Annotated in this window: 18 protein-coding genes; 6 read left to right on the top strand and 12 right to left on the bottom strand. The window is 62.4% G+C overall.

All coding sequences use genetic code 11. From position 1 onward, the window contains the following. Nucleotides 1-37 precede the first annotated feature (37 nt). Together G8E03_RS07145 and G8E03_RS07140 are read left to right on the top strand one after the other, a co-directional pair. A complete protein-coding gene (locus tag G8E03_RS07145) occupies nt 38-811 on the top strand; it encodes an IclR family transcriptional regulator (RefSeq protein ID WP_166190167.1) in 774 nt (257 codons plus the stop codon). Nucleotides 812-839: 28 nt separating this feature from the next. After that, complete coding sequence (locus tag G8E03_RS07140) at nt 840-1,760, top strand: SDR family NAD(P)-dependent oxidoreductase (protein ID WP_205793305.1); 921 nt, start codon at nt 840-842, stop codon at nt 1,758-1,760. A 63-nt stretch (nt 1,761-1,823) separates the two neighbouring features. Here the strand turns inward: G8E03_RS07140 and G8E03_RS07135 are convergent, their stop codons facing one another. The 7 genes from G8E03_RS07135 to G8E03_RS07105 all read right to left on the bottom strand — a co-directional run bounded on the left by G8E03_RS07135 (nt 1,824) and on the right by G8E03_RS07105 (nt 9,416). After that, nucleotides 1,824-2,096, bottom strand: a complete 273-nt coding sequence (locus G8E03_RS07135) for an I78 family peptidase inhibitor (protein WP_166190165.1) — start codon at nt 2,094-2,096, stop codon at nt 1,824-1,826. Nucleotides 2,097-2,256: 160 nt separating this feature from the next. After that, nucleotides 2,257-4,200, bottom strand: coding sequence for an acetate--CoA ligase (acs, locus tag G8E03_RS07130; RefSeq protein WP_166190162.1), 1,944 nt, complete (start codon nt 4,198-4,200; stop codon nt 2,257-2,259). Between the two features lie 54 nt (nt 4,201-4,254). Beyond that, a complete protein-coding gene (locus G8E03_RS07125; RefSeq protein WP_166190160.1) occupies nt 4,255-5,004 on the bottom strand; it encodes an ABC transporter ATP-binding protein in 750 nt (249 codons plus the stop codon). Between the two features lie 9 nt (nt 5,005-5,013). Further along, complete coding sequence (locus G8E03_RS07120) at nt 5,014-5,772, bottom strand: ABC transporter ATP-binding protein (protein ID WP_166190158.1); 759 nt, start codon at nt 5,770-5,772, stop codon at nt 5,014-5,016. Between the two features lie 11 nt (nt 5,773-5,783). Continuing rightward, nucleotides 5,784-6,977: a branched-chain amino acid ABC transporter permease gene (locus G8E03_RS07115; protein WP_166190156.1), complete on the bottom strand. Its 1,194-nt coding sequence runs from the start codon at nt 6,975-6,977 to the stop codon at nt 5,784-5,786. A gap of 3 nt (nt 6,978-6,980) precedes the next feature. Continuing rightward, entirely contained in the window at nt 6,981-8,009 is a 1,029-nt protein-coding gene (locus G8E03_RS07110; RefSeq protein WP_166190154.1) for a branched-chain amino acid ABC transporter permease, read from the bottom strand. Nucleotides 8,010-8,072: 63 nt separating this feature from the next. Then, nucleotides 8,073-9,416, bottom strand: a complete 1,344-nt coding sequence (locus tag G8E03_RS07105; RefSeq protein ID WP_166190152.1) for a substrate-binding protein — start codon at nt 9,414-9,416, stop codon at nt 8,073-8,075. A gap of 232 nt (nt 9,417-9,648) precedes the next feature. Between G8E03_RS07105 and G8E03_RS07100 the strand changes: the two genes are divergently transcribed. The 4 genes from G8E03_RS07100 to G8E03_RS07085 all read left to right on the top strand — a co-directional run bounded on the left by G8E03_RS07100 (nt 9,649) and on the right by G8E03_RS07085 (nt 14,316). Then, nucleotides 9,649-10,938 (top strand): helix-turn-helix transcriptional regulator, encoded by a 1,290-nt coding sequence (locus G8E03_RS07100; RefSeq protein ID WP_166190150.1) that lies wholly within the window; start codon nt 9,649-9,651, stop codon nt 10,936-10,938. A 92-nt stretch (nt 10,939-11,030) separates the two neighbouring features. After that, nucleotides 11,031-11,405: a response regulator transcription factor gene (locus G8E03_RS07095; RefSeq protein ID WP_166190148.1), complete on the top strand. Its 375-nt coding sequence runs from the start codon at nt 11,031-11,033 to the stop codon at nt 11,403-11,405. After that, nucleotides 11,402-11,635: a hypothetical protein gene (locus tag G8E03_RS07090; RefSeq protein ID WP_166190146.1), complete on the top strand. Its 234-nt coding sequence runs from the start codon at nt 11,402-11,404 to the stop codon at nt 11,633-11,635. The genes G8E03_RS07095 and G8E03_RS07090 overlap by 4 nt, the downstream gene beginning before the upstream one ends. 2 nt (nt 11,636-11,637) lie before the next feature. Next, nucleotides 11,638-14,316, top strand: a complete 2,679-nt coding sequence (locus G8E03_RS07085) for a sensor histidine kinase (protein ID WP_166190143.1) — start codon at nt 11,638-11,640, stop codon at nt 14,314-14,316. Nucleotides 14,317-14,463: 147 nt separating this feature from the next. On the opposite strand, the gene G8E03_RS07080 is transcribed toward G8E03_RS07085, so the two are convergent. From G8E03_RS07080 to G8E03_RS07060, 5 genes are all read right to left on the bottom strand, one after another. Then, nucleotides 14,464-15,384 carry an ornithine cyclodeaminase family protein gene (locus G8E03_RS07080; protein ID WP_166190141.1) on the bottom strand — a complete coding sequence of 307 codons (921 nt, stop codon included), beginning with the start codon at nt 15,382-15,384 and terminating at the stop codon, nt 14,464-14,466. Beyond that, nucleotides 15,384-16,559 (bottom strand): amino acid aminotransferase, encoded by a 1,176-nt coding sequence (locus tag G8E03_RS07075; protein ID WP_166190139.1) that lies wholly within the window; start codon nt 16,557-16,559, stop codon nt 15,384-15,386. Before G8E03_RS07075 ends, G8E03_RS07080 begins: the two co-directional genes overlap by 1 nt. A 12-nt stretch (nt 16,560-16,571) precedes the next feature. Beyond that, on the bottom strand, nt 16,572-17,123 hold the full coding sequence (locus G8E03_RS07070) for a GNAT family N-acetyltransferase (RefSeq protein ID WP_166190137.1): 552 nt from the start codon (nt 17,121-17,123) through the stop codon (nt 16,572-16,574). Further along, nucleotides 17,120-17,971 carry a 3-mercaptopyruvate sulfurtransferase gene (sseA, locus tag G8E03_RS07065; RefSeq protein ID WP_166190135.1) on the bottom strand — a complete coding sequence of 284 codons (852 nt, stop codon included), beginning with the start codon at nt 17,969-17,971 and terminating at the stop codon, nt 17,120-17,122. The genes G8E03_RS07070 and sseA overlap by 4 nt, the downstream gene beginning before the upstream one ends. 61 nt (nt 17,972-18,032) lie before the next feature. Continuing rightward, on the bottom strand, nt 18,033-18,449 hold the full coding sequence (locus tag G8E03_RS07060) for a GNAT family N-acetyltransferase (RefSeq protein WP_166190133.1): 417 nt from the start codon (nt 18,447-18,449) through the stop codon (nt 18,033-18,035).

Below are 18,449 nucleotides of genomic sequence, written 5' to 3'. Positions count from 1 at the left end.
TTCTGTATACTGAATATTATTCCATAAGGGAAATATCATGTCCGATCACCTTCGTCAAAAATTTGTTCCTGCGGTGCAGAACGCAACGGTGATCCTGCGGCTGCTGGCGTCCCAGGGGCAGCCCATGGGCGCGACCCAGATTGCGCGCGAGACAGGTCTGAACGTATCGTCGGCCTTCAACATCCTGCGCACGCTGGCCCACGAAGGGTTGGTCAGTTTTGATCCATTGTCCAAAAACTACCTGCTGGGAATGGGCATCATGGAATTCGCGGCCCCCCTGCTCGGCGCAAATCCGACCCACCTGATACGTCCCTTGATGAACGAGATTGCGCAGGAGCATCAGGTGATGATCGCCCTGTGGCAGATCACGCAAAACGACCGGATCGTGCTGATCGACCGCTTCACGGCGGAGCGGATCGTGCAGGCCGTCATCTCCCGCAACAGCCGACTGCCTGTTTTCGGCGGTGCCATCGGGCGGGTCTATGCCGCGGCGATGAACCTGACGGAGCAACAGACCCGCACCGGTTATGACACCGTGCGCTGGCAGGATGCGCCGGGATTCGAGAGCTATTGGCAGGACGTGCAGACGGCGCGTGAAACCGGGCACGCCTATGATCGCAACCTTTTTCGCGGGCTCGAAATTGTCGCCACGCTCGCCTGCGATGCCGAGGGGACACCTCGCATCGGTATGAGCAGTATCACCATCGCCGGTCAGCAGGGCGCGGATAGCCTCGCCGCTGTGGCCTCATCGCTCAAGACGGCGGCCGAACAGATCGAACGCGGGGTCTTTGGCCGGAAGACCGAAGCGTGATTTCAAACTTCAAACAGACGGAGGATACATGTCGGAACAACTGCCCCTTGACGGAAAAGTCATCCTGGTAACCGGAGCAGGCGGCGGCATCGGCCGCGCCCTTGCCATTCAGGCCGCGAAGGCCGGCGCCAGTGTCGTGGTCAACGACCTAGGCGCATCTTTGGACGGCAAGCGCGAGTCGAGCGAAGCCGCCGAAACCGTGGTCGCCCAGATCGAGAAGCTGGGCGGAAAGGCCGTCGCCAACGGCGACAGCGTCGCGGAGCCGGATGGCGCGAAGGCTATGGTCACGCAGGCGACCGACAGCTTTGGCAGGCTGGACGCCGTCATCAACAACGCCGGCATTCTGCGCGACTGCTTCTTTCACAAGATGACCTACGAGGATTTCGATGCCGTGGTGAAGGTCCACCTCTACGGTGCGTTCAACACCAGCCGCGCCGCTGCCGACGTGTTTCGTCAGCAGGAGAGCGGCAGCCTGATCCACATGACCTCCACCTCCGGCCTGATCGGCAATCTGGCGCAGGCGAACTATTCCGCCGCCAAGCTGGGGATAGCCGCGCTGTCAAAATCCATCGCGCTGGACCTCAAGCGCTGGAACGTCCGGTCTAACTGCATCGCCCCCTTCGCGTGGAGCCGCATGACCTCCTCGATCAAGGTGGACAGCCCCGAGCAGGAGGAGCGCGTCAACCGGATGAAGGAAATGGTGCCGGAGAAAATCGCCCCCCTGGCCCTGCACCTCGCCTCGGATGCAGGGGCGGACATCACCGGACAGATTTTCGCCGTGCGCCACAACGAGATATTCCTGATGTCGCAACCGCGCCCGGTCCGCTCCGTCCATAGTGGGGACGGCTGGGATGTCGAAACTGTGCGCGATCGGGCCATTCCGGCGCTGCGATCCAGTTTCCAGCCGCTCGATGTATCGGGCGACATCTTCTGCTGGGATCCGGTCTGACTCAACGATCCGGGGCGCGTGCAGGCGCGCCCCGATCAAATGCCGGTGTCGTTGTCGCCCCGATCAGCCGCAATAGACCTGCACGATGGTTCCGCTGTCATCGAGGGTAAAGTTCAGCCGCTCCGGATTGAAATCCATCGTGAGGGCCTGACCCGGACGGATGATCCGCATGGGTGCGGGGAATGTCGATCGCGCAAAAATCTCCTCGTTTTGCCCGATGAACTCATCATATCCGGCAGGATCGCAGGTGGAGACCACGACCTCAGGCTCCACCGGCGGCGGCGGCGGTGCACATGCGGCGAGGAGAAGTGCGGGAAGAATGAGAAACTGGCGCATGGAACGCTCCCGAAATTGTTGGGCGTGGAAATCACGATACAGGATAAGGCGAAAGCACCGACTGTCCCGCGGAAATCAAAAATTCTCCCCCAAATGAAAAGGGGCGCCGCAGCGCCCCCTTCGATATATCGCCCCTTTTGATATATCAGGGGTTCAGGCGTCAGCCATCGGCCCGGTTCGCGATCAGGTCATCCACGACCGATGGGTCGGCCAACGTCGATGTGTCGCCCAGCGCACCATAATCGTTTTCAGCGATTTTGCGCAGGATGCGGCGCATGATCTTGCCGGACCGCGTCTTCGGCAGACCCGGCGCCCACTGGATCACGTCAGGCTTGGCAATCGGGCCGATCTCGGCACGTACGTGGTTCTGCAATTCGGCCCGCAACTCGTCCGACGGCTCACGCCCGTCCATCAGGGTGACATAGCAATAGATGCCCTGCCCCTTGATCTCATGCGGGAATCCGACGACCGCAGCCTCGGATACTGCGGAATGCGCGACGAGGGCGCTTTCAACCTCCGCCGTGCCCATCCGGTGGCCGGAGACGTTGATGACATCGTCCACGCGGCCCGTGATCCAGTAGTAGCCATCCGCATCGCGGCGACAGCCATCGCCCGAGAAATAGTAGCCCTTGTAGTCCGCGAAATAGGTCTTCACGAACCGGTTGTGATCGCCCCAGACGGTGCGCATCTGGCCGGGCCAGCTGTCCTTGATGACCAGCACGCCCTCGGCCTCCGTCTGCGTCTGGATCTCACCGGTCGCCGCGTCGAGGACCTCGGGCTGCACGCCGAAGAACGGCACCGTGGCAGAACCCGGTTTCGTGGGAATAGCGCCCGGCAGCGGCGTGATCAGATGGCCGCCTGTCTCCGTCTGCCACCACGTGTCGACGATGGGGCATTTCCCCTTGCCCACGACATCGTTGTACCAGGTCCAGGCCTCGGGATTGATCGGCTCCCCCACGGTGCCCAGGATACGGACCGATGACAGATCGCTGCCCTCGACCCATTTCGCGCCCTTGCCCATCAGCGCGCGGATCGCGGTCGGGGCGGTGTAGAACTGCGTGACCTTGTGCTTTTCGCAGACCTGCCAGAAGCGCGAGGCGTCCGGCCAGGTCGGCACGCCCTCGAACATCACGGTGGTCGCCCCGTTCGCCAGAGGACCGTAGACGATATAGCTGTGCCCCGTAACCCAGCCGACATCGGCGGTGCACCAGAACACGTCGCCATCGTGATAGTCGAACGTATACTGATGCGTCATCGCAGCGTAGAGCAGATAGCCGCCCGTCGTGTGCACGACCCCCTTGGGCATTCCGGTGGAGCCGGAGGTGTAGAGGATGAACAGCGGGTCCTCCGCGTTCATTGGTTCCGGCGCACAGGTGTCCGCGACGGACGCCTCGGCCTCATGCAGCCAGATGTCGTTCTCGGACCGCCAGGCGATCTGCTGGCCCGTCCGCTTGACCACCAGGCATTGCACGCTGTCATCGCAATGCAGCAGCGCCTGGTTGACGTTGTCCTTGAGGTTCGTGGCCTTGCCGCCGCGCGGCGCCCCGTCAGAGGTGATGACCACCTTCGCCTGCGATCCGTTGATCCGGTTTGCCAGCGCGTCGGACGAGAATCCGGCGAACACGACGGAGTGGATCGCGCCGATCCGCGCGCAGGCCAGCATCGCATAGGCCGCCTGCGGTATCATCGGCATATAGAGGATGACGCGGTCGCCCTTGCCCACGCCCAGATCCTTGAGCACATTGGCCATCCGGCAGACATTCGCGTGCAGATCACGATAGGTGATGTGCTGCGCGTCCTCCTGCGGGTCGTCGGGTTCCCAGATGATCGCGGTCTGATCCGGGCGGGTTTCCAGGTGCCGGTCGATGCAGTTCGCGGCGACGTTCAATTCGCCATCCTCGAACCATTTGATCGAGACATCCGGGTAGGCGAAGGTCGTGTTCTTGATTTTCGTCGGAGCCTTGATCCAGTCGAGGCGCTTTGCCTCCTCGGCCCAGAACGCCTCCGGATCGGCAACGGACGCGGCGTATTTTTCCTTGTATCCCGCGGCATCGATATGCGCATTTGCGATCAGATCGGCGGCAGGTTCGTAGATATCCTTCATCGGATCCCTCCAGAACTTTTCTTGCGCTTCGGGACAGGGCCGAAGCGATGCAGGTCAAATGGCGAGGTATTGCTCACGCATGTCCTTGTTATCCAGCAGGTGCTGGGCCGTGTCATCATAGACAACAGTACCGGTATCGAGAATTATCGCCCGGTCTGCCAGCTTCAGCGCTGCCACTGCATTTTGTTCCACAATGACCGTGGTGATGCCCAGACTGCGGATTTCGCGCAGTGTGCGTTCGATTTCGTGCACGATCACGGGGGCCAGCCCCTCATACGGTTCGTCCAGCAACAGCAACTTGATGTCGCGGGCCAGGGCGCGACCGATGGCCAGCATTTGCTGCTCACCGCCCGACAGGGTCACACCCTCCTGCTTGCGCCGCTCACCCAGACGGGGGAACAACTCGTAGATACGCTCGATGGACCAGCCCCTGGGCGGGGCGATCTGGGCCAGTTGCAGGTTTTCCTCGACGGTCAGGCCTTGAATGATGCGGCGATCCTCGGGCACCAGCGCCACGCCTGCACGTGCGGCCTCATGCGCGCTCATCTCATGGATCGGCTGGTGATCCAGCCAGATTTCGCCATGCGTGACCAGGGGTGAGCCCGCCCGCGCAATGGCCCTGAGCGTGGAGGTCTTCCCAGCGCCGTTACGCCCGAGCAGGGCGAGGATCTCCCCCTCCCGGATGTTCATGCTGATGCCCTGCACGATGTAGCTTTCACCGTAATAGGCGTGGATGTCGACGCAGGAGAAATAGGCAGGCGAGGAAGGATGCTCCGGCGCTCTCAGAGTAGAAGTTTCAGTCATGTTTCGTCCTCACTCGTGCGCATCGCCCAGATACGCTTCGCGCACCTTGGGGTTGCCCTTGATGTTGCTCGGGTGGTCCTCGACGATCACGTGACCCTGTGCGAGCACGCTGATCCGATCGGCGAGAGAGAACACGACGTGCATGTCGTGCTCGATGACCACGAAGGTGATCGGACGGCTGTCTGCGATCTGCTTGAGCAGGTCGATCGTCGCGTTCGTGTCCGCCCGCGCCATGCCGGCCGTCGGCTCATCCAGCAGCAGCAGCTTGGGGCTTTGCGCCAGACACATTGCCATCTCCAGCCGCCGCTTGTCACCGCGTGACATGGCGGAGGCCACCATATGACGCTTTTCCAGCATTCCGACCTGACCCAGCATATCCTCGGCATGATCACGAATGGCGCTTTCGGCCTTCACCGCCGCGAAGGGGGAGAGTTTGAATGCCCCGTCACGCTTGGCAAAGGACGGGATCATCACGTTTTCCAGAATGGTCAGATCGGTGAAGATCTCCGGCGTCTGAAAAACGCGGCTGACGCCCATCTGGTTGATCTCGTGTGGTTTGCGCCCGATCAGGCTCTGCCCGTCGAACATCACGGTGCCGGTGTCGGGCGTCAACCGCCCGACGAAGCAGTTGAGCAGCGTGGACTTGCCCGCGCCGTTCGGCCCGATGATGGCGTGGACCGTGTTTTCCTCAACATTCAAATTGACATCGTCGAGCGCCTGCAAGCCGCCGAAGCGCTTGTTTACGTTCTGGACTTCGAGAATACCCATCGTCCTCTCCCTTATTCCGCAGCGGTGGTCTTGCCACCCTGCACGTTGGAGCCGAGCTGTTCGAGGTCTTCCTTCTGACCACGCCGCCCCAGATAGCCGCCGATGCGGCGTGCGCCCTCGACCAAGCCGCCGGGCAGGAACGTCACGACCAGCATGAAGACCAGACCCAGCGTCAGGTGCCAGCCGTCACCGACGAATTTCGCCACGACCCATGTCAGCACGTCCGCCAGCCCGTCAGGCAGGAAATCGAACCAGCCATGCACGACGCCCTCGTTGAACTTGGACAGCTTGGCCTCCGCGAACTTGATGACGGTCGCGCCGATGATCGGCCCCAGCAAGGTGCCCGCCCCGCCCAGGATCGTCATCAGAACGATCTCTCCCGATGCGGTCCAGACCATGCGCTCCGCCCCTGCGAGGGGGTCCATGCAGGCCAGCAATCCGCCCGCCAGCCCCGCATACATGCCGGAGATGACGAACGCTGCCAGCGTGTAGGGCCGGGTATTGACGCCGGTATAGTTCAGCCGGTTCTGGTTGGTCTTCACCGCCTTGAGCATCAGACCGAAGGGCGAGCGGAAGATGCGCATCGCGATCCAGAACGCCAGCACCAAAAACGCCGCTGAAAAGAAGTAGCCGAAGTTCAGCTGCACTTCGAGACCCAGGACATCGACCACGCGCGTCGCGTTCATATCCAGACCGAACAGGTTGGGCGTCGGCAATTGACCACTGGTGCGAGCACTGTCCAGAATTCGCGGATCGTCCAGCGCCAGTTGCAGACCTGTTTCACCGTTGGTGATCGGGGTCAGCACCGAATAGGCCAGCTTGTAGCTCATCTGCGCGAAGGCCAGCGTCAGGATCGAAAAGTAGATGCCGGACCGGCGCAAGCTGACGAACCCGATGATGAGAGCGAACACGCCCGCGATCAGGATCGACAGGATCAGCGCCGGGATCACGTTCATGCTCAACAGCTTGAACATCCACACCGCCGAATAGGAACCGACCCCCAGAAAGGCCGCATGCCCGAAGCTGAGATAGCCGGTCAGGCCGAACAGGATGTTAAACCCGATCGCCAGGATGCCAAAAATCGCGAAGAACTGCATCAGCGCAGGGTAGCCCGCGCCCAACGGTGCCGCGAGCAGCGGAATCAAGGCGACCACGATCACGAACAGGATCAGCGTCGTAGTGTCGGAGATCTTGGATCCGAACATGGCTCAGTCCTCCATCACGCCCGCGCGGCCCAGCAGGCCCCGGGGTCGGGTAAGCAGAATGATGACGGCGACGAGATAGATGATGATCTGGTCGATGCCCGGAATGATCTCCTTTACCTCGTTCATCGAGGCGAAGGATTGCAGGATGCCCAGCAGGAACCCCGCTGCCACCGCGCCGGGCAGCGAACCCATGCCCCCGACCACGACCACGATGAAGCTCAATACAAGGAAATCCATGCCCAGTTGATAGTTGGGTGACAGGATCGGCGTGTACATCACCCCCGCCAGACCCGCGACCGTGGCCGCCAGACCGAACATGAAGGTGAACCGCTTGTCGATGTCGATGCCCAGCAGGCCCACGGTTTCCCGATCCGCCATGCCGGCCCGCACGACCATTCCGAAGGTGGTGAATTGCAGAAAGGCAAAGACGCCACCGATGACCACCACCGCGAAGAAGAAATAGACGAAACGCCATGTGGGATAGGGCACCATGCCCGGCTCGAATCCCAGAACGACCCCGAAATCCATCATTCCGCGCAACGCGTCGGGTGCCGATTGCGAGATCGAGTTCGCGCCATAGAACGTGCGCACGATTTCCTGCAACACGATGGCAAGGCCGAAGGTGACGAGGATCTGTTCCGCATGGGGGCGGGAATAAAAATGCTTGATAAGCCCGCGTTCCATCACCACTCCGATGATGAACATGATCGGGATCGCGACGAGGATCGACACCAGCACCGAATAGTCGATCAACCACAGACCGAAATCCCCGAACCATGCCTGAAGCACGGGCTCGCGGATTTCCAGCGGGGATCCCCAGGCCGTCGTTTCCGTCTCGGACAGGGTGACGCTTTCGAAGCTGAGCAGGTTGGTGAACGTAACGGTGACGAATGCGCCCAGCATGAACAATGCGCCATGGGCGAAGTTCACTACGCCGAGCGTTCCGAAAATAAGGGTGAGGCCAAGGGCGATCAACGCATATGCGGAACCCTTGTCGAGGCCATTGAGAATTTGCAGGACGATATCGCCCATCTGATGCTCCCGGTGTTGAATGAGGGGGATGGGCCGCCCCGAGGCAAGGCGGCCCGAAGGTGCTTACGCGCCCGGGTTGCACTCACCCAGCTCACCACCGGCGAACATGGGGTGATCGGGTGCATAGGTAACCTGATCGGCCGGGGTGACATCCACCACTTCCAGAAGGTCGAACTGATTGGAGGGGTTGTCCTTGCCCTTCACCACCAGAACGTCCTTGAAGCATTGGTGATCGGCGGCACGGTACAGGGTCGGCCCGTTGCCCATACCGTCGAACTCAAACCCTTCGAGGGCTTCGGCCACCGCGCACGGGTTGAAGTCGCCACCGCGCTGCACCGCATCCGCATAGAGCAGCGTCTGCACGTAGCAGGTATGCGCGGCCTGGGACGGCGGGAAGCCGTATTCCTGACCGAACGCGCGCACAAAGGCCTGCGAAGCCTCATCCTGAAGCGACCAGTGCCAGTTGGTGGACCCGAAGATGCCCTTCACGTTTTCGCCCGCACCCTGCGCCATCAGGCGGGAGTAGAGGGGAACGACGATCTGGAAGTCCTTGCCGTTGACCTGACGGTCGCGCAGACCGAACTGAACCGCCTGCGTCAGCGAATTCACCATGTCATTGCCATAGTGGTTCAGGATCAGCGTATCGGCGCCGGAGTTCAGGATCGGCGTGATGTACTGCGAGAAATCGCCGGCGCCCAGCGGGGTGCGCACCTTGTTGATCGTCTCCCAGCCCAGGTTTTCGGTCGCGGCCGCGATGGATTCTTCCTGCGTCCAGCCCCAAGTGTAATCTGCCGTCAGGTGATACGCCTTGCGGTCATTGCCATAGTTGGCCGACAGCACGGGTGCCAAGGCAGCTGCGGACATGTAGGCGTTGAAGAAGTGGCGGAAGCCGTTCGCCTTCTTGTCCTTGCCGGTCGTGTCGTTGGAGTGGGTCAGACCCGCCATGAAGATCACGCCAGCTTCCTGGCACAGACCCTGAACCGCCACGGCTACGCCCGAGGACGAACCACCGGTGATCATGATCGCGCCGTCCTGCTCGATCATCGAGCGGGCAGAGGCACGCGCAGCGTCTGATTTGGTCTGCGTGTCGCCCGTAACATATTCGACCTTGCGACCCAGAATGCCGGTGCCGTCCAGCGCGCGGGACGAAAACGTGTTGAGCATTCCGCCGTCGCCCTCACCGTTCAGGTGCTTCACGGCCAACTGATATGCGCGCAGCTCGTCCGCGCCTTCGTCGGCATAGGCGCCGGACTGCGGCACGTTGAAGCCGAATGTCACGGAAGACGCGCCCGGCGCGTTGGTGAACGCGTTGGCCGCGGACGTGAAGAATGTCGGCGCTGCGAGAACGCCGCCAAAGGCCGCGCCAGTCTTGAGCACACCGCGACGGCTGAAGTTCGATTTCGACATGAGGTTCCTCCCTTTGTGTCGGATCGCCTGCGTCGGTCGTTCTTGATGCGACTGAACGGCGCAGGCAGGCCATTTCTGACCTGACGTCACTATTCGGGGTCGGTGTAAACAAATCAACAAGTGGTTGCTTTTGCATATTAATTTTGTAAAATATTTACAGTTGCAATATGTCGATCTGTGAAGAACATTACATTGCGGCGCGGTAAGACGCTTTTGCGAAAGGATTTTCCCCATGGTGCGGTCGTTCGCAGGGCTGCGGATTCGCGAGCGTCGACTCGTCCTTGGCCTGTCCCAGACCGCCCTGGCGCGAGAGGCCGGGATTTCCCCGTCCTACCTCAATCTTATCGAGCACAACCGCCGCCCCGTCGCGGGAAAGGTGCTGTTGGCGCTGGCGCGGGCGCTGGATGTGCCGCCCTCCGCACTGGGCGAACAAGCGACCCTCGGCCTGGTCGCGGCCCTGCGCGAGGCTGCCGCCGATCTGCCGGTCCATGACCCCGAAACGCATCAGATAGAGGAATTCGTCGGGCGCTATCCCGGCTGGGCCCGCATGATTTCCACGCTCGATCAAACGAACCGTGAATTGCGCACCACGGTCGAGGCGCTGGGTGATCGGCTGACCCATGACCCGGTGCTGCAATCGGACATGCATGAGATGCTGACCACCATCACCGCGATCCGCTCCACCGCTTCGATCCTGGCCACGGTGGACGACATAGAAGCGCCACAGCGCCAGCGGTTCACCCGCGCCATCCATGACGAGAGCCAGCGATTGAGCGAGGTTGCAGGTGCCCTGACAGATTACTTCGACCGAACCGCCTCCTCCGACCGCCCCCCCGCAACGCCCGAGGAAGAGGTCGCCCGCATCCTGGAAACGGCGGGCTACAGCTTCACACAGTTGGAGCATGGCGGTGAGGTGGAGCCATTGCTGGACACGTTGCTGCCAAAGGGGGCCGCCGCGCGGGCCGAACTGCGCCACTGGCTGACCCGATGGCGAAACGATGCCGAAGCTGTTCCGGAGGCGGTGCTCACCGATCTGCTTGCCACGCCGCTCGACTTGACTGTGGCGGCGCGTAAGCTGGGCGTTGGTGTCGCGCAACTGATGCGCAGGCTGGCCTTCCGACAGGGGCAGGCGCCGTTGGGACTGATCGCGATCAACGGCGCGGGCCAGATATTGCTGCGTCGTCCCCTGCCCGACTGGCCGATCTCACGTCAGATGGCGGCCTGTCCGCTGCTGCCGGTCTTCGACGCGCTTTGGCAACCCGGCACGACCTGGCCTGTCGATGTTCAGATGCCCGGCGGTCAGAGCACGCTGGCGATCTGCACTGCCGAAATAGACCCGCCCCACCGTATGGGCGAACGCGGACGCCCGTCCGCCACGATGCTGATCGTTCCCGATTCCGCGCGACATCTGTTTGCGCCCACCGATCCGGGCACCGTTGCCGCAGGCCCGGGATGCCGGGTCTGCTCCCGGACGCGCTGTACCGCCCGCATCGCGGAGCCGGTGATCGCGCATCAGCTTTGACGTTGCCGCATGACCGTTCGCGGCGCTAAGGTATCCCACGCGCCAAGGGTCACGACAGATGACGCATATGCGCCGGGGAGGGAAGGAGACCTATGCCCAAACGCATTCTTATCGTCGAGGATGAAGCTAATATCATGGAATCGCTGGCGTTCCTGCTGCGCCGCGACGGGTTCGAGGTGTCCACCATGCCCGACGGCGCCCGCGCCATGGGTGAGGCGGAGCGTGTTTCACCCGATCTGATGATACTGGACGTGATGCTTCCAAACCTTTCGGGCTTCGACGTGCTGCGCGATCTGCGCGCCCATGACGGGCTGAGCGCGACCCCGGTGATGATGCTGACAGCCAAGGGCCAGACCCGTGACCGCGATCAGGCAGAACAGCTGGGTGCCGATCTGTTCATGACCAAGCCGTTCTCGAACGCCGCCATCATCGCGGAGGCACGCCGGCTTACCGGACTGGATCCGTGAGCCAGCCGGAGGACATTCCGCGCGCGCGCAAGCGACGCTATGACGGAGCGGTCATTCTGCCAATCTTCGCCGCGATGCTGATCCTGCCGCCCTTCGTCGGGTTGTTCGCCGTCCCCGTCACGGTATTCGGAATTCCGCTGATCGTGCTGTGGCTGTTCGGCCAGTGGCTGGTGCTGATTGCCATCGCCCGACGGCTGGCGCATCTGCTGTCGCACCCGGACGACGAATAATCATGCCCAGTTGGAACACGATCGTCATAACGTGCCTATTGTACGTCACCCTGTTGTTCTGCATCGCATTCTGGGCGGAACAACGGGCGAAGCGCGGGCAGTTCGGCTGGATCAGATCGCCCTGGGTCTACACCCTGTCGCTGTCCGTCTATTGCACGACCTGGACCTATTACGGGGCAGTCGGGTCCGCCGCGCGCAGCGGCATGGAGTTCGTGACGATCTATCTGGGCCCGACGCTAACATTTCTGGGCTGGTGGCTGATCCTGCGCAAACTGGTGCGGATTTCGCGGGAACAGCGCATCACCTCGGTCGCGGATCTGCTGTCATCCCGCTATGGCAAGAGCACGTCCATCGGCGTCGTCGTGACGCTGATCGCCGTGCTCGCCTCCACCCCCTATATCGCGCTGCAATTGCAATCGTTGAGTCTGAGCTTCACGCTGTTCTCGGATGTTGGCACGCGCCCCGCGCAGACGGCGTTCTGGATCGCGAGCGGGTTGGCCGCCTTCACCATCCTGTTCGGCACCCGGCATGTCGATGCCAATGAACAGCATTACGGCGTCGTGACCGCCATCGCGGTGGAGGCTGTCGTGAAACTTGTCGCGCTGACCTCCGTCGGTCTGTTCGTGGTCTTTGGTATCGCCGATGGCCCGGCGGATATCTTTGCGCGGCTGCCCGACCCCGACCTGTTGAGCGCGGATGTCTTCGGTCCGCGATGGGTCACGCTGCTGTTCCTGTCCGCCACCGCCGTGATCTGCCTGCCCCGGATGTTTCAGGTCGCCGTGGTCGAGAATGTGGACGAGCGTCATCTGGCGACGGCCAGTTGGGCATTCCCTTTCTATGTCTTCCTGATGTCCCTGTTCGTCATGCCCATCGCGATCATGGGCATGACCGGTCTGCCCGCCGATGCGAATCCGGACATCTATGTTCTGACTGTGCCGCTGGGGGCCGGGAACGGTGGACTGGCGCTGCTGGCGTTTCTGGGCGGGTTTTCCGCCGCGACGTCCATGGTCATCGTCGCGGCCATCGCGCTCAGCACCATGGTATCGAACCACATCATCATGCCGCTCTGGCTGCGATCCACGCGGCATACAACTGCGGCGAGCGGCGATGTGCGCGGAATGCTGCTGCTGTCACGGCGGGCCAGCATCGTCGGAGTGTTGGCGCTGGGTTATATCTATTTCCGGGTCACGGGCGGCTCCACCTCGCTGGCCTCCATCGGATTGATCTCGTTTTTGGGGGCGGCGCAGTTGTTTCCCAGCATCATCGGCGCGTTGTACTGGCGCGGTGCAACGCGCACCGGGGCGATTACCGCAGTGATACTGGGCTTCGGGGTCTGGGCCTATGCGCTGTTCATACCCAGTTTCGACGGCGCGTTCCTGCTGTCACCCGAAGTGATCGCCAACGGGCCATGGGGTGTGGAGCTGCTGCGGCCGCAAGGATTGTTCGGTTCCGAATTTGAAGACCCCCTCGTCCACGCGACACTGTGGTCGATGGCGGTAAACGTCAGCGCGCTGGTGGTGGTATCGCTGCTGTCACGGCCCGGCGCGCTGGAGCAACTGCAGGCGAAACTGTTTGTCGATGTGTTCACCGGCACCGCCGACCGCCCCGGCATGGCCCTGCGACGTACCGCGAAATCCGAGGATTTGTTCGAGCTTGCCCAACGCATCCTAGGCCGTGAAACCGCGTGGCGGATGTTCACGCAGACGGCACGTGCGCAGGGTAAGGCAAGCGGTCTGCCCGACCCCTCCTCGGACCTGACGCAGAGGTTGGAGCGCGCCCTGGCCGGCGCGATCGGCGCGGCCTCCGCTCATGCGATGGTCAGCCAGATCGGCGGGCACGGTACGGTGTCAGTGTCGGAGCTGATGCGCATGGCCGATGAAACCGCCCAGATCATCGAATATTCCAACCGGATCGAGGAAAAGAGCCGCGAGTTGGAGGAGACAGCATCCCAGCTTCGCCACGCCAACGCGCAATTACACGAGATCGCAGAGCAGAAGGACGCCTTCCTCAGCCAGGTCAGTCATGAACTGCGCACGCCCATGACCTCCGTGCGGTCCTTCGCGGAGATCCTGCGCGACGGCGATGATCTGGAGCCGGACCAGGCCCGGCGCTTCGTCTCCATCATACACGAAGAAAGCCAGCGCCTGACCCGCTTGCTGGATGAGATCCTCGATGTCTCCGTACTGGAAAACGGTCAGGCGCAGATCGTGCAGGTTCCGGTCTCGCTCAACGCGACGATAGAACAGGCGCTGGCGGCGACGGAACCTTTGATGCGACGGGCGGGAGTGCAACTGATCCACGCGCCCGGACAGGACATTACCGTTTCAGCCGATCGCGACAGGCTGGCGCAGGTGCTGATAAATGTGTTGAGCAATGCGGTGAAATACGGGCAAGGCAGCCCCCCCGCGATCATCGTGCAGGTCAAGAAAACCGGACAGAGGGTAACCATTACCATAGCGGATAACGGCCCCGGCATCGCGCCTGAGGATCAGGAAAAGGTGTTCGAGAAATTCACCCGGCTCGGTCATCAGACCCTTGCGGGCAGTGCCGGGCTTGGCCTGCCGATCAGCAGGGAAATCATGCGCAATCTGGACGGTGATCTTACTCTCTCTCCGAACGGGCCGGGTGCAAGTTTCCAGATCAGCCTGAATGCGCATGAAGATGTTGCAGCCGCGCAGTGACGGCCCGAAGGTCAAACGATGCCGAGCAGGCTCAGAATAACCAGAACGACGACGACGAGACCGACAAGATAAATGATGCTGCGCATGGAAAGTTCCTTTTCATCTTCAATTACAATCACTCAACGTGACCGTATTGCGAAAAGTTCCTTAAACGCCGCAGATCGTCAAAATCAGATCGGCGGTCATCAGATCCAGATGCGCCCCGCCGCCATTCTTGAACACCGTGATCTCTTCCATACTGTCGCGCTTCACGCTGCCCGCAACCAGATCGCGCAGGTCGCCCTGTATGTCGGTACGACTGATGGTTCCCGCCGCCAGCGGGATCGTCAGCTCCCCGATATGATCCACTGTGGTTTCCCGCGCATCGACGAACAGGCGGCCGCGGCGCAGCACCTCGTCATCCGCCTCCCGCATGGTGTCGGTAAATGCCCCGATCAGATCAACATGGGTGCCGGGCCGCAGCAGGGCACCAGGCAGGACCGGTGCGCTGCTCATCGTCGCGGTGGACACGATATCCGCATCGGCCAGCGCCGCGTGCAGATCGGACGCGACCTCAACGCCGGAATGCGCGGCGGCCAAAGTCTGTGCCTTGGCTGTCGTGCGGTTCCAGATGGTGATCCGCTCGAGTCCCGGCAGAACGGCGGGATAGGCCTCGATCAGACTGGCCGCGACCGAGCCTGCGCCGACAATCAACAGGTGTTTTGCATCCTCGCGCGCCAGCAGACGCGCGCCCAGCACTGAATCCGCAGCCGTTTTCCAGCGTGTGATCAACTCGCTGTCGATCAGGGCACGCGGTGCGCCTGTTGCGTCGTCGAAGATCAGCATCGCGCCCTGCACGCTGGGCAGGCCCTTGCCCGTGTTGCCCGGCAGGACCGTGACCGACTTCACGCCTACGCCCAGTCCGTCGATCCAGGCGGCACGGCTCAACATCACATCGTCGCCGCGATGCAGGAACTGATCCGCGATTTCCGGCGCCGCACCGCGATGCCCCGCCTGCAGCGCATCGACCAGACGCGGCCAGTCGCATTTGCCGACGTCATCCGCCGTGATATAGGGCAGCGCGGCCATCAAATTCCCGCCTTTGCCGCCGCGCGTGCGAAATCGCGCAGCTTGTCGCTGGTCAGACCTGCGATGTTCATCCGGCTGTCGCCCACCATGTAGATGCCGCCCTCACGCATCGCGGCCACCTGTGCGGGGGTCGCCCCGAGACGCGAGAACATGCCGCGATGTTCCGCGATGAAATCGAACCTGCCGGAATTCGTCTCCTGCCGAAGCGCCTCTGCCAGACCGGTGCGCAGGCCGTTGATGCGATCGCGCATTGCTCCCAGTTCGGCCTCCCAATCGGCGCGAAGCTCGGGATCGCCCAGGATTTCCGCCACAACCGATGCAGGGTGGTCCGGCGCGAAGGAATAGAGCAACCGGTTCACCACACCCAGCGTCGCCGCGACCAGTGCCGCCTCGGCCGCGTTTTCACACTGAACGATGGCGCAGCCGGCCCGATCGCGGTAGAGGCCGAAATTCTTCGAGCACGACATGGCGATCATCAAACGCGAAAGCTTCGACGCCATGTGGCGCACGCCACGCGCGTCCTCCTCCAGCCCGTCCCCAAGACCTTGGTAGGCAAAATCCACCAGCGGCATCCAGCCATTGTCCTGCGCGCTTTGCGTCACACGCTCCCACTGCGCCTGAGTCAGGTTCGCGCCGGTGGGATTGTGGCAGCAGCCGTGCAGGATCACGATGTCGTCCGGGCCCAGCCCGTCCAGCGTCTCGATCATCGCATCGAACTTCACGCCCAGCGTATCGGTGTCGAAATACGGATAGGACTGGTGCGGAACCTTCATGCTGGTCAGCATCGCCTGATGGTTTGGCCAGCTGGGATCGGAATACCAGAACCGTGCATTCGGGTTCGCCCGCAGGGTCAGTTCGAACAGCACGCGCAATGCTCCGGTGCCGCCGGGGGCCTGCGCGCCGGTCAGACGCTCGTTCACATCACCCAAGGCAAGGCGCTGCATACCGGCGACAAAATCGGGGTTTCCGGTCAGTTTGGTATAGCTCTTGGTGTCCTGACGGGCCAGCAGGCGACGCTCCGCCTCCTTGACGCTGCGCATGACCGGGGTCTTGCCGGCATCGTCCTTGTAGACGCCGACCCCCAGATCGACCTTGTCCTCACGCGGATCGTCGGCAAAGGCCTGAATCAGCGCGATAATGGCGTCCGGCTTCGGCTCGGGAAGGGTGCTGAACATTGGAAAGCCTCCTTAGGGCATTTCGCGCGGTGCGCGCAGCACCATGGTCGCGATCTCTTGGCGCACGGGTGAAAACCCGTTTTTCTGATAGAGCGGCAGCGCACGCGGGTGGTCCAGCGTGCAGGTATTGATGGTCAGGAGCCGGGTTTCCGGGGCATCCCACGCGGAATGGATCGCCGTGCGCAGCAGCCAGGTGCCCAGACCGGCCCCCACGACCTCGGGCATCAACCCCAGATAGGCCAGATCGCAGATCTCATCCTGACGGTGGTCGAGCATGAAGAACCCCGACGGCCAGCCGTTTCGGATCAGGGTGTACAGATGCACCTTCGGATCGCAGACGAACGCCTCCAGTTCCGCATGGGGCTGACGCAGACGATCGTTCCACTCCCAATCGGAGCCGACACCGCGATACAGGTCGAGGAAATAGCGCACCGGCGGATCCTCCGCTCTCAGCAAGGCCACGGGGGGGCGGCTGGGCGCGGGAGGACGGGGAAAGCCGGGCCGTTCGTTCATTTCCAGAAAGGTGATGGTATATTCGACCTTCTCACCTGCCTCGCGCCTCATCCCTGAACGACCTTCAGATCCGGATACATCCCCCATTCGGCCCACGATCCATCGTAGAGCGCGACCTGACGATGCCCGATCACGGCGAGCGCGAGGCTGAGGATCGCGGCCGTCACGCCGGAGCCGCAGGTGGTGATGATCGGTTTGTTCAGATCGACGCCGGCGGCCTGGAACACGGTGCGCAGTTCGTCCTGCGACTTCATCGTCCCATCCCTCGTCAGCACGTCCCTGTAATAGACGTTCAACGAATTGGGGATATGGCCCGCGCGCAGACCGGGGCGCGGCTCCTCCTCCTCACCCTTGAACCGGGCGGGGGAACGGGCATCCACGATCTGCTCCTGGCCCAGCTTGACCTGTGCCGCGACCTGCGTGACGTCGCGCACTTTGGTCGTGTCGCGCCGTGCGGTGAAGTGGCGGTCACGCAGCAAGGGCAAGTCATCCTCGACAGGGTGACCGGCGGCCTTCCATGCGGGCAGGCCACCGTCCAGAACGGCGATGTCGCTCTTGCCCATCAGGCGGAACAGCCACCAGACGCGGGGTGCGGAAAACAGACCGGTGCTGTCATAAACCACAACACGGTGCCCATCGCCGATGCCCATCGCCCGCATGCGTGAGATGAACTTCTCGACCGGGGGGGCCATATGCGGCAAATCGGACGCACTGTCCGAAATCTCATCTATGTCAAAGAAACGAGCGCCGGGGATATGCTCGTCCTCATACTCGGCACGGGCATCGCGGCCCTGCGCGGGCAGAAACCAGCTGGCGTCGAGGATGCGCAGATCAGGTGCGCCCAGATGTTTGGCCAGCCATTCGACACTGACCAGATCGCCCGTCTCACCCACTGCCATAGAAATCCCTCCACGCTTTGAAAAGTGCTTACCGCGCGGTTCCTGTCAGTTCAAGCGCGGCCTATTGCGTAAACAGCATCATTCCGGCGCCGAACTGCCCATTGGGCCGACGTGTGAAGCCAAGGCTTTCATAGAATGGCTCCAACCCGGCAACCGCCAGCAGACCAATGGTCGTCATCGGCTGCGCCTGCGATTGCAGCCGCGCCAGCAGGTCGGCCACCATATCGCGGGCGATCCCGCAACCGCGCATGTCGGGATGAACCATCACATCCTGAATATAGAGGTTCAGCACGCCGTCCCCGACCGCGCGCGCCATTCCGATCAGGGTTCCGGCTTCGTCGCGCGCGGTCACATGCGCGCAGGAAGCATCCAGCGCGCTGGCCAACCGCTCTACGCTCGGCATGGGCCAGCCGGTAGTTTCACGCAGGGCGAAGGCTTCGCGCGCGGTGGGTGGGGCGGAATCGAGGGGGAGCCTCAT

Source organism: Pontivivens nitratireducens (genome assembly GCF_011290545.1).
GTDB classification, from domain to species: Bacteria; Pseudomonadota; Alphaproteobacteria; order Rhodobacterales; family Rhodobacteraceae; genus Pontivivens; species Pontivivens nitratireducens.
This window is presented reverse-complemented; position numbering and strand designations above follow the sequence as displayed.

What these genes read in the sequence shown, in the direction of transcription:
- G8E03_RS07145 (WP_166190167.1), top strand. Translation starts at nt 38, where the DNA reads ATGTCCGATCACCTTCGTCAAAAATTTGTTCCTGCGGTGCAGAACGCA.
- G8E03_RS07140 (WP_205793305.1), top strand. Translation starts at nt 840, where the DNA reads ATGTCGGAACAACTGCCCCTTGACGGAAAAGTCATCCTGGTAACCGGA.
- G8E03_RS07135 (WP_166190165.1), bottom strand. Translation starts at nt 2,096, where the DNA reads ATGCGCCAGTTTCTCATTCTTCCCGCACTTCTCCTCGCCGCATGTGCA.
- acs (WP_166190162.1), bottom strand. Translation starts at nt 4,200, where the DNA reads ATGAAGGATATCTACGAACCTGCCGCCGATCTGATCGCAAATGCGCAT.
- G8E03_RS07125 (WP_166190160.1), bottom strand. Translation starts at nt 5,004, where the DNA reads ATGACTGAAACTTCTACTCTGAGAGCGCCGGAGCATCCTTCCTCGCCT.
- G8E03_RS07120 (WP_166190158.1), bottom strand. Translation starts at nt 5,772, where the DNA reads ATGGGTATTCTCGAAGTCCAGAACGTAAACAAGCGCTTCGGCGGCTTG.
- G8E03_RS07115 (WP_166190156.1), bottom strand. Translation starts at nt 6,977, where the DNA reads ATGTTCGGATCCAAGATCTCCGACACTACGACGCTGATCCTGTTCGTG.
- G8E03_RS07110 (WP_166190154.1), bottom strand. Translation starts at nt 8,009, where the DNA reads ATGGGCGATATCGTCCTGCAAATTCTCAATGGCCTCGACAAGGGTTCC.
- G8E03_RS07105 (WP_166190152.1), bottom strand. Translation starts at nt 9,416, where the DNA reads ATGTCGAAATCGAACTTCAGCCGTCGCGGTGTGCTCAAGACTGGCGCG.
- G8E03_RS07100 (WP_166190150.1), top strand. Translation starts at nt 9,649, where the DNA reads ATGGTGCGGTCGTTCGCAGGGCTGCGGATTCGCGAGCGTCGACTCGTC.
- G8E03_RS07095 (WP_166190148.1), top strand. Translation starts at nt 11,031, where the DNA reads ATGCCCAAACGCATTCTTATCGTCGAGGATGAAGCTAATATCATGGAA.
- G8E03_RS07085 (WP_166190143.1), top strand. Translation starts at nt 11,638, where the DNA reads ATGCCCAGTTGGAACACGATCGTCATAACGTGCCTATTGTACGTCACC.
- G8E03_RS07080 (WP_166190141.1), bottom strand. Translation starts at nt 15,384, where the DNA reads ATGGCCGCGCTGCCCTATATCACGGCGGATGACGTCGGCAAATGCGAC.
- G8E03_RS07075 (WP_166190139.1), bottom strand. Translation starts at nt 16,559, where the DNA reads ATGTTCAGCACCCTTCCCGAGCCGAAGCCGGACGCCATTATCGCGCTG.
- G8E03_RS07070 (WP_166190137.1), bottom strand. Translation starts at nt 17,123, where the DNA reads ATGAGGCGCGAGGCAGGTGAGAAGGTCGAATATACCATCACCTTTCTG.
- sseA (WP_166190135.1), bottom strand. Translation starts at nt 17,971, where the DNA reads ATGGCAGTGGGTGAGACGGGCGATCTGGTCAGTGTCGAATGGCTGGCC.
- G8E03_RS07060 (WP_166190133.1), bottom strand. Translation starts at nt 18,449, where the DNA reads ATGAGGCTCCCCCTCGATTCCGCCCCACCCACCGCGCGCGAAGCCTTC.